This is a genomic window from Actinomadura rudentiformis (assembly GCF_008923185.1).
GTDB lineage: Bacteria > Actinomycetota > Actinomycetes > Streptosporangiales > Streptosporangiaceae > Spirillospora > Spirillospora rudentiformis.
The window spans coordinates 171,027-186,316 of sequence record NZ_WBMT01000025.1 but is presented as its reverse complement, the minus strand read 5'-3'; the positions used below and the strand labels follow the sequence as shown (position 1 = coordinate 186,316).

Sequence of the window (15,290 nt, the reverse complement as noted above, 5' to 3'; positions counted from 1 at the left end):
GGCCGAGCCCGCTGCCGCCGCCGGCCACCAGGGCGATCTTTCCGGTGAGTCCGAGATCCATGGTCACCTTCCGGTGGGGGCCGGGAGCAGCGGGTAGCGGTACCGCCCCAGCAGCGGCGCGGCGATCACCGTGCCGGTGAGGGCCTCCCCGCGCGGCAGGCCCCGGATCCACCTGTTGTCCGGCCGGATCCGGACCTCGCCGCGCTGGAGACGGTCGGGGTTGCCTGTGACGGTGTGGTTCTCGCCGAGCGTCGCCACGCCGCCGGCGGTCACCGGAGGCGTGCCGGGCAGGCCCGCCCAGCGGCCGAGCGCCGCGAGGACGCGGGCGGGCTCGGCGGCGAAGTCCTCGTAGCGGAGCCTGCGGTACCGGCCGGGGAAGGCCTCGCCGATCCATTCGGACGCGATGTTGAAGCCGGTCCAGTAGGCGGTGCTGCGGCGGACGTCCATGGCCGGGATGTAGGCCTTGGCGCGCCGCCACGAGTACGCCGTGGCACGCGGGTCGCGGACAAGGTGCAGCGCGTACGCGTCGATCCCGTCCAGCCCGAACAGCGCGGCGGCCTCGGCGGGGAACTTGGAGCTGTCCACCAGGACGTCGGCGCCGAGCACTTCGGCGGCCGTCTCGTACAACGAGGTCATCGCGGCGAGGGTTTCCCGCACGTCGGCGTCCTGGACCGGCCGCCCCCGCGCCTCGGCGAGCCGGCGCCGCGTATGCCGGGTGCGCAGGTGGGCCTGATGACGTCGTACGCGTTCGGCGGCGACCTCGCGCAGCGCGGTCTCGTCGGCGGCCGTGAGGGACAGGACCTTGCCCCAGACCCGGCAGGCGCGCAGGTCCTCGCCGCAGCCGCAGGTGGGGTTGGTGCCGATGCCGAGCACGCCGTTGGACCACAGGTAGGACAGCTCCCCCACGTGGGCCACGCGCGGCAGCTCGCCGAGGATGTTGCCGAGCAGCGTGCTGCCCGACCGGCACCAGCCGGTGATGTAGAGCACCTTCACCGGAGGGCCTCCCCCAGGTCGGCGAGCACCAGGTGCTGGGGCAGGTGGACGGCCAGCCCGACCTGGCAGGACGCCTCGACGGTGTCGGGTCCGCCGTCGCCGCGCCGCAGCACTAGCCGGGAGCGGGCCGGGTCGAGCAACGTGGCGACGGCGCGGAAGTCGCCGAACAACGCCTGGTGCCGGTCGATCATGCGGGTGCGGGACACCCGCACGCCGACGGCGTTGAGGTGGGCGAGGCGGCCGTCCAGCGTGAGCCTCCAGTAGACGTCCGGGTGCACGACGATGCCGTCGCAGGACCCGCCGGTCTCCTCGACCAGCGCGGCGGCCCACGCCACGTCGTCGGCGAGGCGCCCGCGTCCCCGTGCGGTCCGGCGGCCGCGCACGTTGAGCAGCCCGGGAACGGCCTCGTCGGCGCTGCCGTGCAGCAGCACCTCGTTCTCCGCGGTGCAGAGCCGCACGACCACGCGGCGGTCGACGTGGGCGGCGAAGAGGTCGGGATGCCCAGTCAGCCCCTCGGGGAGCGCGACGGAGACGCGCACCTCGGTCACCCCGGCGTTCTCCAGCCGCGGTTCGAACGCCGACTCGGGGCTGGAGGCGTACGAGACGCCGGACCGCGACGGGGTGTCGGACCGGACCGGCTCGGTGACGTGCCAGGCCTGGTCCTCCCCGGCGAGGTCGCGGCTGCCCAGCAGATGCCGGACCGTGTAGCGGGGACGGGCGGTGAAGAAGGGGAAGGTCGTCGTCAGGGTGAGGGGCAGGTCGAGTTCGACCACGGGAGCGTCCGGCCGCGCGGCGGCGAGGGCGGCGGCCAGTTCACGGCCGGGCGAGGGGGCGGCCGGGTCCGCGGTCATCGGCGGGGCGACGGTCTGGGCGACGGTCGGCACGGGCATGCGGTCTCCTTCAGGCGGCTTCAGGCGGCGCGGGCTTCAAGCGGCGCAGGCTTCAGGCGAGCGCGCGGGCTTCAAGCGAGCGCGGACAGCACCTTGCGGACGGCGGTCACGAGGTCGTCGCAGTCGTCCAGGCCGAGGTTGGCCGACAGCGGGATGTCGATGGCCTCCCCCACATATCTGGTGGTCTGCGGCAGCGCCGCACGGGCGGCGTCCGCGTCCGGGCCGAGCAGGAAGCGCCAGTTCCAGAAGGAGCGCACGTTCTTGTCACCGCGGTCGCCGAGCGCCCGCGCGTCCACGCCCTCGGCGCACAACGCCCGCGCGAACCACGCGCACTGCTCGGGCGTCGCGCCCTCCAGGCGGAAGACCAGGGCCTCACCGAGATAGGCGCCGGACGCCACCGGCCGGCGCAGCGCGATGCCGTCCACGCCGTCCAGGCGTTCGGCGACGTGTCCGTAGTTGCGCTGGTGCAGCGCGAGCCGCCGCGGGAGCCTGTCGAGGAGCGCGTCGGCGAGCGCGGCCCGGATCTCGTCCATCCGGAACGAGAAGATCGGGTAAGCGAGGTCGTCGACGGCGGGCGGTTCACCCTCGAAGTGGCGGTTCATACGGTTCTCGTACGCGCCGCTGTAGACGACGGCGCGGGCGTGCGCCTCCTCGTCGTCGGTGAGCAGGAAGCCGCCCTCGCCGGTGTTCAGTGATTTGTCGGACTGCGTGCTGAAGGCCCCGAAGCGGCCGAACGTGCCGAGGTGACGGTCGCCGATGCGCGCACCCAGCGCGGGCACGGCGTCCTCGATGACGGGCACTCCCCACTCGTCGGCCAGGTCGCAGATCGCGGGCATGTCGCTGGCGAACCCGCGCATGTGCACGACGACGACGGCCTTGACGCCCTCGCTGAGCACCCGCTTGAGGTCGTCGAGATCCAGGTGCAGGTCGGCGTCGCACTCCACCAGCACCGGCCGGTGCCCGGCCAGCAGGATCGCGCTCGGCGTGGCGGCGAAGGTGAACGCGGGACAGGCGACCGGGGAGCCCGGCTCCAGCCCGCAGGCCAGCAGGCCCAGCGCGATGGCCGTCGTACCGCTGCTGCACGCCAGCGCGTGGGCGGTTCCGAAGTAGCGGGAGAGACGGCGTTCGAACCGGCCGGTACAGGTGTCGGGATAGGGCCGGTGGTCGTATCGGAAGTACAGGCGGGAACGGACGGCCTCGGTCACGGCCGCCTCGTCCTCCGTGCTGATGAAGACGTCGCCCTTGTCGTAGGTGGGCCACGGTCCGGTCCGGACCGGAGACCCTCCCTCGACGGCGAGTCGTGCCTCCTGACTGGTGAACACGGTAGGTCCTCCACTCGTCGGCGCACGCCGGGCGGCCACCGATCGGCGGCCCGTCACCCGGGTGGCAGCGCCGAGCGTATGTAGAGGATGTCCAGCCCACGTCGACTGGAACGTTCGCAAATTGACGGAATTGTCAGGCGTTGTTTCGACACTTGACTGATCCGCACTCGCCCCGTCGCGGCGCGTTCACAGAGCGGGGTCGTCGTCGCCCAGTTCGGCCGAATAGAGCCCGGCCGAATAGAGCAGGATGCCCTGGACGCTCGTCGGCGAGACACCGGCGAGCGCCTCGACCCGGCTCAGCCGGTAGTCGAGAGTCGAGCGGTGGATGCCCAGTGAACGGGCCGTGCGCCCACGATCGAGGTCGCTACGGTAGAGCGTGCGCAGCGTCTCCCACAACTGCTCGTGGGAACGCACCACGGAGAGCCGCGACTCCAGCCGGTGACGCAGGTCGCCGCGTCCCGCCAAGGCGACGCCGACGGCCGCGTCGGTCAGGAACGCGACCTGGTCATGCTCCCCGAGACTCGCCAGCAGTCCGCCGATCCCGATGGCCTCCTCGATCGCGGCCTTGGCGTCGTCGCGGGTCACCGCCGCCAGCCCGGCCACGAACCCGCGGCCGTAGGCGGCGTGACAGGCCGCGACCAGCCGGATGGCGGCGTTGCGGACCGCGGGACGGCTCTCGGGGTCCTCGTCGTGCGGCGCGGGCAGCAGCGCGATCAGCCACTCCCGGTCCGGGGACGCGGCGCACATCCCGCCCGCCGGAAGCTGGCCGAGCACCCCCGGAGGCACCGCCCCGAACCGCACGGGCTCGGCGTCCGTTTCATCCGGCGGCACGACCGGCGAGAGCGCGGCGAGCACGCACGAACCGGGCATGCCGGTGCCCGCCACCCGCGCCACGCTGGCAACGTCGCCGCCGTTCCACAGCGTGGTCACGACCAGGTCGGCCACGGTACGGCCGCCGGTCCTGCCCATCTCGTCGATGTAGGCGCGGCGGAGCATGGTGGTGACGCGCGGCAGGATCTGCGCCGCCCCCGCGGAGATGCCGAGCAGGTCCTGCGCCGCACGCGGTCTTGCCACGTTCCACAGGTGGCGGAACAGGACCGTGAGCACGATCTGGCAGCAGTGTTCGAGTTCCTGCAGCGGGACCCAGTCGCGGGCGCACCGGCGGGCGACGTCCACGACCCGCCTGCGGTCGTGGACGGAGGGTTCACCGGCGACCGCCGCCTCCAGGAGGCGGCGCACCAGTTCGGGGACGATCTCCTCCCACTCGTAGCGGGATCCGGCGGAATGCAGGGAGGAGGCCAGCGCGGGGGCGGCGTCGGCGGCGATCGCCCGGACGAGGTGATCGAGGTCGAGATCGGGATCGAGGGCAACGGGCAGTACGGGAGACTTCGGCACGGGAACTCCACGGTGGCACGCGTCCTGATGCGGAACAGGGCCACCTTGCGATTGCCGCGTCCGTCCCGTCCATGCACGCAGCGCGACAGCCGTGCCGCACGCAGCGAACACGCCAGGTGATCAGATCAACGCGCCGGGTGGCCGGAACCGGTCATCCCCGGGCGGCCGTCAGTCGCGGACGGCGATGGTGTCGCCGATGCGATGGACGCGCAGCGCGCTGGTCGAGCCGGCGGTGCCGGAGGGCGAGCCGGCCACGATCGCTGAACTGACCGCGTTCAAGATCACGGCTATCTCACGTCTGGCCGCCCAGCACGCCGAACTGGTACGCCTGCGACACCGAGGTCCGCACCATGACCGGCCCCAACACCATGGAGCCCAGGCCACCATCACCAAGATCGGTCAAGCCGATCCAGACAGCGCCGGCCCTGGCTGAGAAGCGCTGCCGGTCGCTGGGAGCCTGGCCTCCGCAAGTCAGGCTCATCGCCCGGCTTCCACCGGCCACGACGACGCCGGAGTATGTCCGAGGTGAGCAGGCGCCCACCGGACCGGGCTGGGGCCAGGCATCTGGCACCCTCCCGGCGCCAGGCCCCGCGGCCGATGCCGCTCACCAGATGTGCTTAGCCGCACATGAGACTCGCTTGTGTGATCAGACCTCGTGCGGCCTGCCGACGCGGGCACCATCGGGTCTATGTCGGTTGGGCTAGGGCGCCGTACTTGGCGCGGTAGGCGGCGTCGATCCGGGCATTGAGTGCGGCAGCTTCCGGAGAGCGCCCGGTGTGGGCGTTGCTGCTCACCCGCCTTGGCTAAGGGTGAGTCCGACCATGGCGAACGCGAACAGGAATCCGATCACGGTGAATGCCATGATCCATGTGCGGACGTCGACGGTTGATGACGCAGGCCAGTAGGGCGGGTGCAGTCCTGGCCTTTTTCGGTACGAGCGTCCTTGGGCGAGCAGGGCGGCTAGTACGGGGTCTTCCTGTTCAACGTGGTGCTCCAGCGCTCGGAGCGCACGCAGCTCGTCTGGGTCCAGCGTCATTGCTAGCTCCTGGTGGTGAGTGGATGGGTGGTGTCATCACGGCCGTGCCCCCGCCGTCCGCGTCAGCCGGTGGGCCAACAAACTGTGATCTGACCGCCGGTGACGCAGGGACAGGAAGTAGTTCTTCTGGGTTCTCTTCCACCATGAGCGGTCGCGGCGGCGGCCACCATCGGGGGCGACACCCATTTGCCGGAGGGGCACCCTGTAGCCGCTGGGGATCCCACCGCGGGGTGGCCGGGGACATGGGTGCCGAACGGGATCGGCACACCGCAGGGCCACTGGCAGCCCGAGAGCTCGACAGGCGGGACACGCAAGTGGCCGATCAGCGCTTGTGGGGCGGGTGTTGGACGTCGGGCGGCGTCAGGGTTCGATGAGACCGGTGCGGATGGCATAGCGGACCAGCTCCAGGTGGATCCTTCATACCGGGTTGGGCCAGGATGTTGGCGCGTTGCCGATCACGGTCGGGCACGGTCGCCGGCAGCTACCCCACCGGCCGGTCCACCAAAGTGCTCTGGCTCTCCAAGCGGCTGCGCGTGATGACGCCCGCCGACCGCGGCTCCGGCATTCGCATCGGATATGCCGCTGTTCCTCACTCACCTAGGAACTGCAGTCCCGCTAGGCGCCTTGGCCGCACACGGCATCAGCCGCGACAAGATCTTTCTCAGAGAAGATCTCCACCCGCGTCAAGTTCTGCCCCCCGCTCGAAAGGCTCCGGCGACCGCCCGGCAGATCAAGGTGCACGCGCCGCGCTGCCGCGTCATCCGGACGGTGTATGAGATGAAGCGGCTGGTGCCGCGACGCCGCCACACTCACCGCCTTGGCCCGACCACCGACCACACGGCCTGATCCTGGAGATGCTCGCCGGACCCCTGACCGGAATCTACGACCCGGCCGGGCCTGGGACGCTGTTGTTCGCCTTCTTCGCCGCCATGGCCGAAACCGAACGCGAGACCATCCGCGAGGCCACGCTGGAAGGGCTGGATGCCGCCGCCCGCAATTGCCGCCCCGTCGTCTTCACCGACGACATGATCCACAGTCCTTCGCCGCCGGGCCGCCGGGCTGCGGGTGAGTCGGTGGAGTCCATTAGCAAGGACCTGATCATCCCCACCGGCAACGGGCTTTGGACCAGGCGCGGTGGGATAAGACCGGCCCGGCACGCGGCATCCCCAAACCTCGATCATCCGGGCGGCAACGGGCACACCAAGAACGCGCAGGTCCACGGATCGCAGGACCCTGCAGTTCAGGGACACTGAGCCTACTTGTCAGTCAACGGACGGCGCTGCGGCGGCGGGCGACGATGAGGGTGGTCGTGGTCATCGGCATGGTGAGGTGGATGAGCTCGAGGTGGTCTGGCTCTAGCCCGGCCACGGTGACGGCGTGGTGAACGCCGGCGGGCACGGGCATCTGGTCGCGGTGGCGCGCCGACCGGGGCCACTGGGGCGTCCACCGGCGGGGTTTGTGTTGGCGTGGTGGCGGCTGCAGCACGTCGGCGATGACGACGACGCCGGTGCGGGTGGTGACGCGGCTGATCTCGGTGAGGCCTTTCCGGGCGTCGTGCCAGTGCCGCAGGGCCAGGGTGCTGAGCACCAGATCGAAGGTGGCGTCGCGGAAGGGCAGAGCCTCGACGCGGGCGCGCGCGAACCAGATGGCAGCGGCGGGCATGACCTGTGCGGCTCGGCCGAGCATCTCGGTCGAGGGATCAATACCGGCCAGGTCGGCATGTGGATAGGTCTGTGCGGCCGATCGCAGCAAATGTCCGGTCCCGCAGCCTACGTCCAGTATCCGGGCCGGGTTGGGTTGGTGCTGGTGGGCGTGCTGCAGGACGGCTTGGTGGACCGGCCGGTAGAGGAGGTACTGAAGCAGACTGCTGTCGTAGGTGCTGGCCCAGGCGTCGAAGGGGCACGGTGGTTCGACGTGCGAGGGTGGTGCAGGCCGGGGAAGCTGGGCGGCCGAAGCGGTCTGTTCCTGGTGGCTGGGTGTGCGCGGCAGTGCCACCTGTTCACGATCTCACCACCCGGTTGGTGGTCCAACGTCCTTCGGTCATCGGTTCTGCCGTGTAGGTACTGATTTGACGGGCGATGGGACGGCTCTGGGATCATGACCCGCCAGGTGGTCGCCCGGCAGCAAGCCTGGTCACCAGGCGATACGCGCGCCCAGGTCTGGGGACGGTGATGTTCTCCGGGGCGGCGACCAGTTCACCAGGAGGGGTCATGGACGTCGAGCGGACATCGTTGCCGGGGGTCGGCCTGCGGCATGTGTTCCCCACGGCCCGGGGCCGCCAGGTGGGTGTGGTGTCGCACCACACCGGCCGCCGTGACCTGGTGATCTATGACAAGGAGGACCCCGACACGCGCGTGTTGTCGGTGGCGCTGGGCGGTGAGGAGGCCAACGCGCTGGCCGAACTGCTGGACACCGGGCGTGTGGTGGAACGGCTGGCCGAACTGCACCGGTAGGTGGAAGGGCTCGTCACCGAGCAGACCCCGATAACGGCAGGCTCCCCCTTTGACGGGCGCAGTCTGGGTGACACCCAGGCACGTGCCCGGACCGGTGCCTCGATCGTGGCGGTGGTCCCCGACGGTCAGGTGATCGCCAGCCCGCGCCCGGACTTTGTGTTCGCCGCCGAGGACGTGGTGGTGGCGGTCGGCACCGGTGAGGGCACCGCGGCCGTCGCCGACATCCTGGCCAGTGGGTGATACGGCAATGCATGGTGCGATCCAACTGATCGAACTCGGTGCGATCATCCTGGCGCTCGGACTGCTGGGCGCGGTGGCCAACCGGTTCTCGGTCTCGGCGATCCCGCTGTACCTGATCGCGGGGCTGGCGTTCGGTTCCGGTGGGGTACTGCCGCTGGGCGCCAGCGAGGACTTCGTCGCGATCGGCGCCGAGGTCGGGGTGATCTTGCTGTTGTTCACCCTGGGGTTGGAGTACACCGCCGGGGAGCTGGTCGGCACGCTGCGGACCCTCGGCGCCCTCAGGGTTGGCCGATCTGGTGCTCAACGCCGCGCCCGGGGTGATCGCGGCATTCCTGCTCGGATGGGGCCCGGTCGCGGCCGTGGCGATGGGCGGCGTCACCTATGTGACCTCGTCGGGGATCACCGCCAAGGTGATGGGTGACCTGGGCTGGCTGGGCAACCGCGAGACGCCGGCGGTGCTGTCGATCCTGGTGTTTGAGGACCTGGCGATGGCCGCCTACTTGCCCATTTTGACCGCGCTGCTGGCCGGGGCCTCCCTGCTGGCAGGCGCCACCACGCTGGGGATCGCGGCCGCCACCATCGCGGTGATTCTTTTCATCGCCCTCAAGCACGGGCGGCTGGTGGAGCGGTTTGTGGCCAGCCCCAGCGATGAGGTGCTGCTGCTGAAGGTGCTGGGACTGGTGGTGTTGGTCGCAGGGCTGGCGCAGCAGCTGCAGGTTTCGGCGGCGGTGGGGGCATTCCTGGTCGGCATCGCTTTGTCCGGGCCGCTGGCGCACACCGCCCGCGAACTGCTGGCACCGCTGCGGGACCTGTTCGCGGCGGTGTTCTTCGTCTTCTTCGGCCTGCACACCGACCCCGCCGATCTGCCTCCGGTGCTGGGGGTGGCCGCGCTGCTGGCGGTGGCGGGGATCGTCACCAAGCTGGCCTCGGGCTGGATAGCCGCGCGGCGAGCCGGAGTGAGCACCACCGGCCGGATGCGCGCCGGGGCGGCGCTGGTCCCGCGAGGTGAGTTCAACATCGTCATCGCCGGACTGGCGGTCTCCGCCGGGATCAACCCCAAACTGGGGCCCCTGGCCGCGGCATTCGTCCTCATTCTCGCCGTCGCAGGGCCATTGCTGGCGCGCACCGCCGAACCGGCGGCCCGCACCCTGCGTACCGCGCGGGCACGCCGCACCACCAGGTTCCAGGAGGTTCCCGGTCCTGGCGGCAACCAGGCCGGATCCCACCACGAGCGCGATGACGAGGGCAACGGCCTCGGGGGTGAGGATCGCCCGCTGGACGACCTGCCTGACGGGGGTGCCCGCCGAAGATGACCCAATCCGCCCACCAGCCGGCACGTCACGTCGGGGTGGACAAACGGCCGCGACGGCCGCCCGCCGCGCATCGGCGCCGTCACCGACCAGGCCGACGACTGGCTGAACGCGATCGCCACGGCTACGGCATCGCCCTCGCTCCCAAGTCCTGCACGCGGTTCTACGCCCGTCCCGGCATCACCTACCGTCCCGTGACCGGGGTCGGCCCCAGCCAGGTAGGCGTGGCCTGGCCGCCCGCCGCCGATACCGATCCCGTCGTTCAGGACTTCGTGCGCTGCTGCCTCGACGTCAGATGACGATCCCTCAGGGGTTGCGTCATGGGGCACGATCCTGACGGGTGAATACCGAATAAGTGCACTGCCCCGGTACCCGCGGCACCACGATGGCCAGCGACGACGGCCTGGTTGGCGGATGGACCCGGGCACGATCGCTGACCACCGGCCGTTCATATGAGGAATAACCCTTGGGTTCGCTGAGCCCTCACGTATGCCTGGGACCCTTGGAGCAGGGGTTAGTCTTCGGATCTATGCCCGTTCTGGCATCTGAAGGGACTTCAGGGTCCCTGAAGATTCATCGTTGCTCGTGTTCGTTTTGCGGCTTCGGTGAAGGTGAGGGGGCTGGAGTTGGCGCTGGCGGTCGTGAAGGACCTACGGGTCGCGCGGGCTCCGGCGACGCCTCAGCGTCATCCACTCTCTGTTCCGGCACTGCAAGAAGCGCCGCTCGATCTTCAAGGACCCCTCCGCCCGGATCCGCATCGGCGAACACCCGCCCAGCCTGGCCCAGCCGCTCGGTGACGACGACATCGACAATGCCGTCCACGCAGCCACCGCACCTTAGGCTCGCCTCACAATCGCCCTGGCCGCCATCCACGCCGCCCGCCCCAAAGCGATCTGCGACCTCCAACTCGACGACGTCGACCTCGGGAACCGACGCCTCACCCTCGCCGGCCGAGCCCGCCCTCTCGACGAACTGACCTACCAAATGCTCCGCGAATGGCTCGACTACAGGCAGAAACGCTGGCCCCACACCGCGAACCCGCGCGTCATCATCAACATGCAGACCGCGATGGAGATCGGCCCCATCAGCAAGGTCTCGCTCACCACACCCTTCCGCGGCCAAACCGCCACCTTGGAACGCCTGCGAGTGCACCGCCAACTCGACGAAGCCCTCTCCTGCGGACCCGACCCCTCCACCTCGCCACGGTCTTCGGCCTCGCCCCCAAGACCGCCATCCGCTGCGCCTCCAGTGCCCAAGCCCTCCTGACCACCACAGCAGAGGAGCAAGATCCAGCACGTCGATATGATCCGCGGCAGTGAGCGACAGCGCGATCATCATCGTGGACCTCTCGGCGAACCAGGAGTCGGCCACCGAGCGGGCAACGCTCGCAACGGCCTGGCTGGTCGAACATGCCATCATCGTGCCGAACGAGCACCCTGACTCGCTCTTCTCCGCAAGCCGGTTTTCACCTGGTCCGAACGTGACGGCAGCAGCGCCCGACTTCCACGTCTACCCGCCCGTTCACTACAACGGAGTCGACATCATCAGCGAACCCGACCGAGTGTCCCGGACCCACGGCCGCCACCGGATCCCGGCCTGACCAGCGCCGGTTTCATAGAGCCGACCACGTGCAAGCCAGCGCCGCGCGGTTATCCGACCCTGCCGGGGCGTACCGTGCCGGTCTTATCCCGCCGTGCCCTGGACCAGCTCGCCGAGGCGCACGGCTACTCCGCGCGCAGCGAACTGATCTCAGTTGCGTCGAGGCCGCAGTTCTGCCGCGACGCACTGTCGCCGATAGCTGGCGGTGTGAGCAGCGGGGGCCTGTACAGATGAAGACCTGTACAGGCCCTCACTCTTGTGATCGGCGGGGCGTCGCCCAATGTGGCGGCACTCCGGCCTGCGACGACGTCCCCGGAATTGTGCTTGCGGCCTGCCATCATCACCGCCATGGCCACGTGCTCCTCCACCACCAAGAGCGGCAAGCCCTGCCCAATCGACGCTCGACCATCGGGGTTGTGCCATGTCCACGATCCTGCCGTGCAATGCGGCCGTCCCACCAAGAGCGGCAGCCCTTGCACGGTTGCCAGCGGCGGCGGTGCCTGCATTTACCACCGAGATCAGGTCGACATCCTGCCAGGGCAACTCCGCATCGACCTGCCTGCTCCCAGCGGGCAACTGGCTGCTGTGATGCCGCCCTTGGACATCTTGGACTTCAGCTAAACGAAGGAGGCGCTCTATGCCGAGGTCAGCCAACGACTTGCACCTGTACGACAAGGCCACCGATACCGTGCGTGTTGGCCGCTATGACCTGTGGCGCCTCATCCTGGCCTTTCGGGAACTGACCGAGAGCGGTGGGCACGGCTGGGCTCACATGCAGGACTGGGACATCTCGTTCGAGCGGCTTGCCGATGCCGTCGACGCAGGCAATCACGTCCCGGACGGCCGCACTGACCCCGACTATCGGATGAGATGCAACCTGAACCATCCTTACCGCTGGCCGACAGACGCTCCCTACAACGGCGGCGCGGTGACGACGGTGCGTGTGACAGACGGCGACTTCGGGACCGACCACGGATCCCACTACGTGCCCTCCGAGAACCTTCAGGACCCGCAGGCGTTGTGCGGCTTCAGTTTCGCGCCCGAAGAGGCCAGACCGATCACCGGCGAGCCCCGCTGCAGGGAATGCCGACGCGAACTCTCCCTGGCTGTCCACCTGCGTGTCCAGCGCCCCGTCTCCTGACCAGCGCGGTCCGACCGTCAAAGCCCCCAGCCCGTCGGGACCTAGACGGACTGGTGGCAGCGGATCGAGCCAGTCGCGAACGGCGGCCACATCGTCGCAGGTCCCCACCCCAGGCGGCGAGTCGGGAGTTGGGTCGAGTCCGTGCGTTCGACTCCGACGTCGAAAAACGATGGTCCTCGCCCCGTTGTGGCCATTGGATGGCAGTGGTGGGCGGCGAGCCGTTGACTGATCCCTTGTGGATCGGATGACACGGTTTCGCCGTCGGGGACAGTACGAGTTCGCGCGGCCAGCCATGCGTGGGGTCGGCACGGTGTTGGCCGGCGGGGGCCTGGTCGCCTTGGCGGCTGTTTATGCGGTGGCGTTGTGGCGGATGCCCGACTGGATGCACCAGCACGATCCCAAGGATCGGCACAGTGCGCGGTTGCTGGTGGTGTCGGCGGGCGGTGCGGTGGTGGTTGCGGTGTCGCTGTTGTACACCGCGCGTTCCTACCGGCTGTCGCACCGAGGGCAGGTCACCGACCGGTTCACGAAAGCGTTGGAGCGGCTGTCCTCCGGCGACATCGACGCCCGGCTCGGAGGAATTCACGCCCTAGCCCACGTCGCCGCCGACTCCCGTCCTCACCACGATGACGTCGTGGAAGTGCTGGAGGCATTCCTGCGCCGCCGCGCACCCAAAGCTCGCCGCGACGACGGGCCGGCCCTGGCCCCACGCCCCCGCATGCCTGAGCGGCCCGACTCCGACGTCCAGGCCGCGTTGACCGCGCTCGGCCGGCGGCCCCGCCGCCCTGAACGCCGCAACCTCGACCTCAGCGATCTTCACCTGGCCCGCGCTCGCCTGGCCGACCTGGACCTGCGCAATGTCTACCTGAGGGGCGCGGACCTGAGAGGCGCGAACCTCGGCCGCATATTCCTGGCGAGCGCGATCCTGAGAGAGGCGAACCTTCGAGGCGCGAGTCTGGATGGCGGGAACTTGGTGGGCGCGTCTCTGGTGGACGCCGACTTGAGAGACGCGAGCCTGGAGCGCACGAACTTGGAGGGCGCGATCTTGAGGAACGCGAGCCTCAGGCGCGCATGGTTGTGGAGTGCGATCTTGAGGGGCGCGAGCCTAAGGGGAGTTGACCTAGGGGAAGCAGGTCTGTCGTACGCGGATCTAAGGGGCACGAGGTTGGAGGGCTTGAATCTGGAGGGTGCGGACCTGAGAGGTGCGAACCTGAGGCGCGCAACGCTGAGGGGCGTGGATCTGAGGGGCGCAAACCTGACAGGAGCGAGCTTGGAGGGCGCGGATCTGCGCGATGTGACCGGCTGGTCCGAGCGGGAGATCCGGGCGGCGGCAAAGGTGGACGAGCGCACACGCTTTTGAGCCTCAAAACGATCGTCGTGAACGCGGTTAGGCGATCGGAGCGCCCGGTTGTGGCCAGGTGACGGCGGAGCTGGAGCGGGCCGCCGTTGACTGGTCGACTGTGAGCGGACGGGTGGGGCGTGCTCTGGAGCCGGTACGACGTCGCTGGACCAGCGTGGTCGAACGGCGTGCGGGCAAGCCGTTGCGGGTGCGGCCGCTCGCGGCGGGATTTTGGATGCTTGTGGCTGCCGGAGCGGCTGCGGCGGCGATCTGGGTGACGACCGCCTGGTTGCTAGATGTCGCCGATGACGCCAAGGCCGGTACCGAGCGGGCCCGTATCCGGGTGGAGGCGGTACGGACCGGGCTGGCCGCCGGCGCCGGTGCGGCGGCTGCGGTCGGGTTGATGCTGGCTTTCCGGCGGCAACGCCACGCCGAGCTCGCCACCGCGCTGAACGAACTGGACGCCGTCGAACGCCGGATCACCGAGCTGTACAACGCGGCCGCCGAGCAGCTCGGCTCTGACAAGGCTCCGGTCCGTCTCACCGCGCTGTACACGCTGGAACGCCTGGCTGATGGCAATGAACGGCATCGGCAGACCATAGTCAACATCATCTGCGCGTATCTGCGGATGCCGTTCACCCCGCCTGGCACACCTACTGCGGAGGAGGAGCGTCGGGAACGCGCACGCCGACACGCCGCTCGCTACCGCGCCGCCCGTGACGGCCAACCCGCGCCAGCCGTCTCGGCAGGTTCGACGGGACTCGATCCGCATGAGGAACACCAGGTCCGCCTCACCGCGCAACGCCTCCTGTACACCCATCTGCAACCCGATGCAGACATCTACTGGAAGGACATCTCCCTAGACCTGACGGGCGCCACCCTCACCGCCTTCATGCTGACCGACTGCCATCTCAATGCCGCCGACTTCAGCCACGCCATGTTCATTGGGAACGCCTGGTTCAACTCAACGGCCTTCACCGGAGAAGCCAACTTTGTCGAGGCAACCTTCACCGGGTTCGTGATGTTCATGAATACGACCTTCACCAAGCGCGCCTGGTTCAGCAGCGCGACCTTTGCCGGGAAAGCTGGGTTCAACGAGGCGACCTTCACTGAGGAAGCCATGTTCACTGACACGATCTTCACCGGGGAGGCCAGATTCATCAAGACAGCCTTCAACCGGGACGCCGGGTTCATCAGAACAATCTTCACCGAGCGCGCCGAATTCGACCGCACGACCTTCTCCAAGGACGCCTGGTTCAACTCGGCAACCTTCACCAGCGACGCCGTGTTTAGCAGAGCGGCCTTCTCCGGAACTCTGAAGTTCAACAGCGCGACCTTTGCCCGCAGGCCCCTGCTGGAGACCTCGCAGGTAGCGGATGTCGAGTTGCCGCATCATGTCCCGGACGGATGGCGGATCGAGCCCGCCAGGGTGACCGGAGGTCGGCTCGTGCAAGCGGCACCCCCGGTGCCGCCCAGTGTCTGACGGCTGAACGCGAAGACTCGCCAATCTGTCTGCGCCACCGACTGGTGCACCAACACCAACATCTCCTCCAGGGGACTATGCAGACGGTG

General features: G+C 69.2%; 17 protein-coding genes. 10 read left to right on the top strand and 7 right to left on the bottom strand.

Features of this window, described 5'->3' with window-relative positions; all coding sequences use genetic code 11:
- Positions 1 to 63: 63 nt before the first annotated feature.
- The 6 genes from F8566_RS41655 to F8566_RS41630 form a co-directional block, all read right to left on the bottom strand.
- Complete coding sequence (locus tag F8566_RS41655; RefSeq protein WP_151568461.1) at positions 64 to 993, bottom strand: sulfotransferase; 930 nt, start codon at positions 991 to 993, stop codon at positions 64 to 66.
- Positions 990 to 1,883 (bottom strand): family 3 encapsulin nanocompartment shell protein, encoded by an 894-nt coding sequence (locus F8566_RS41650; RefSeq protein ID WP_225993999.1) that lies wholly within the window; start codon positions 1,881 to 1,883, stop codon positions 990 to 992. Before F8566_RS41650 ends, F8566_RS41655 begins: the two co-directional genes overlap by 4 nt.
- A gap of 71 nt (positions 1,884 to 1,954) precedes the next feature.
- Positions 1,955 to 3,205: a DegT/DnrJ/EryC1/StrS family aminotransferase gene (locus F8566_RS41645; RefSeq protein ID WP_225993998.1), complete on the bottom strand. Its 1,251-nt coding sequence runs from the start codon at positions 3,203 to 3,205 to the stop codon at positions 1,955 to 1,957.
- Positions 3,206 to 3,391: 186 nt separating this feature from the next.
- Complete coding sequence (locus tag F8566_RS41640) at positions 3,392 to 4,600, bottom strand: PucR family transcriptional regulator (protein WP_151568459.1); 1,209 nt, start codon at positions 4,598 to 4,600, stop codon at positions 3,392 to 3,394.
- Positions 4,601 to 4,892: 292 nt separating this feature from the next.
- Positions 4,893 to 5,081 (bottom strand): hypothetical protein, encoded by a 189-nt coding sequence (locus tag F8566_RS41635; protein WP_151568457.1) that lies wholly within the window; start codon positions 5,079 to 5,081, stop codon positions 4,893 to 4,895.
- A gap of 309 nt (positions 5,082 to 5,390) precedes the next feature.
- On the bottom strand, positions 5,391 to 5,636 hold the full coding sequence (locus F8566_RS41630) for a hypothetical protein (protein ID WP_151568455.1): 246 nt from the start codon (positions 5,634 to 5,636) through the stop codon (positions 5,391 to 5,393).
- An 854-nt stretch (positions 5,637 to 6,490) separates the two neighbouring features.
- Between F8566_RS41630 and F8566_RS50475 the strand changes: the two genes are divergently transcribed.
- A complete protein-coding gene (locus F8566_RS50475) occupies positions 6,491 to 6,889 on the top strand; it encodes a recombinase family protein (protein WP_192810127.1) in 399 nt (132 codons plus the stop codon).
- Between the two features lie 13 nt (positions 6,890 to 6,902).
- On the opposite strand, the gene F8566_RS41620 is transcribed toward F8566_RS50475, so the two are convergent.
- The gene (locus F8566_RS41620) at positions 6,903 to 7,631 is read right to left on the bottom strand and encodes a class I SAM-dependent methyltransferase (protein WP_151568453.1); all 729 of its coding nucleotides are present in this window, start codon (positions 7,629 to 7,631) and stop codon (positions 6,903 to 6,905) included.
- Positions 7,632 to 7,846: 215 nt separating this feature from the next.
- Between F8566_RS41620 and F8566_RS51910 the strand changes: the two genes are divergently transcribed.
- The 9 genes from F8566_RS51910 (at position 7,847) to F8566_RS41585 (ending at position 15,201) form a co-directional block, all read left to right on the top strand.
- The gene (locus F8566_RS51910; protein ID WP_225993997.1) at positions 7,847 to 8,089 is read left to right on the top strand and encodes a hypothetical protein; all 243 of its coding nucleotides are present in this window, start codon (positions 7,847 to 7,849) and stop codon (positions 8,087 to 8,089) included.
- Positions 8,090 to 8,329 carry a cation:proton antiporter regulatory subunit gene (locus tag F8566_RS51905; RefSeq protein WP_225993996.1) on the top strand — a complete coding sequence of 80 codons (240 nt, stop codon included), beginning with the start codon at positions 8,090 to 8,092 and terminating at the stop codon, positions 8,327 to 8,329.
- A gap of 7 nt (positions 8,330 to 8,336) precedes the next feature.
- Entirely contained in the window at positions 8,337 to 8,750 is a 414-nt protein-coding gene (locus tag F8566_RS52735; protein WP_318836472.1) for a cation:proton antiporter, read from the top strand.
- The gene (locus F8566_RS41610) at positions 8,647 to 9,642 is read left to right on the top strand and encodes a cation:proton antiporter (RefSeq protein ID WP_318836474.1); all 996 of its coding nucleotides are present in this window, start codon (positions 8,647 to 8,649) and stop codon (positions 9,640 to 9,642) included. Before F8566_RS52735 ends, F8566_RS41610 begins: the two co-directional genes overlap by 104 nt.
- The gene (locus F8566_RS41605) at positions 9,639 to 9,938 is read left to right on the top strand and encodes a LysR substrate-binding domain-containing protein (RefSeq protein WP_225993995.1); all 300 of its coding nucleotides are present in this window, start codon (positions 9,639 to 9,641) and stop codon (positions 9,936 to 9,938) included. The genes F8566_RS41610 and F8566_RS41605 overlap by 4 nt, the downstream gene beginning before the upstream one ends.
- Before the next feature lie 1,016 nt (positions 9,939 to 10,954).
- Entirely contained in the window at positions 10,955 to 11,239 is a 285-nt protein-coding gene (locus F8566_RS41600; protein ID WP_151568451.1) for a hypothetical protein, read from the top strand.
- Positions 11,240 to 11,875: 636 nt separating this feature from the next.
- Positions 11,876 to 12,379 carry a hypothetical protein gene (locus F8566_RS41595; RefSeq protein ID WP_151568449.1) on the top strand — a complete coding sequence of 168 codons (504 nt, stop codon included), beginning with the start codon at positions 11,876 to 11,878 and terminating at the stop codon, positions 12,377 to 12,379.
- A gap of 427 nt (positions 12,380 to 12,806) precedes the next feature.
- Positions 12,807 to 13,739, top strand: coding sequence for a pentapeptide repeat-containing protein (locus F8566_RS41590; RefSeq protein WP_225994004.1), 933 nt, complete (start codon positions 12,807 to 12,809; stop codon positions 13,737 to 13,739).
- A gap of 58 nt (positions 13,740 to 13,797) precedes the next feature.
- The gene (locus F8566_RS41585) at positions 13,798 to 15,201 is read left to right on the top strand and encodes a pentapeptide repeat-containing protein (protein ID WP_151568445.1); all 1,404 of its coding nucleotides are present in this window, start codon (positions 13,798 to 13,800) and stop codon (positions 15,199 to 15,201) included.
- Positions 15,202 to 15,290 lie beyond the last annotated feature (89 nt).

Coding starts and splice junctions, on each gene's coding strand:
- F8566_RS51910 (WP_225993997.1), top strand. CDS start 7,847: ATGGACGTCGAGCGGACATCGTTGCCGGGGGTCGGCCTGCGGCATGTG.
- F8566_RS41650 (WP_225993999.1), bottom strand. CDS start 1,883: ATGCCCGTGCCGACCGTCGCCCAGACCGTCGCCCCGCCGATGACCGCG.
- F8566_RS41595 (WP_151568449.1), top strand. CDS start 11,876: ATGCCGAGGTCAGCCAACGACTTGCACCTGTACGACAAGGCCACCGAT.
- F8566_RS50475 (WP_192810127.1), top strand. CDS start 6,491: ATGCTCGCCGGACCCCTGACCGGAATCTACGACCCGGCCGGGCCTGGG.
- F8566_RS52735 (WP_318836472.1), top strand. CDS start 8,337: ATGCATGGTGCGATCCAACTGATCGAACTCGGTGCGATCATCCTGGCG.
- F8566_RS41605 (WP_225993995.1), top strand. CDS start 9,639: ATGACCCAATCCGCCCACCAGCCGGCACGTCACGTCGGGGTGGACAAA.
- F8566_RS41630 (WP_151568455.1), bottom strand. CDS start 5,636: ATGACGCTGGACCCAGACGAGCTGCGTGCGCTCCGAGCGCTGGAGCAC.
- F8566_RS41635 (WP_151568457.1), bottom strand. CDS start 5,081: ATGAGCCTGACTTGCGGAGGCCAGGCTCCCAGCGACCGGCAGCGCTTC.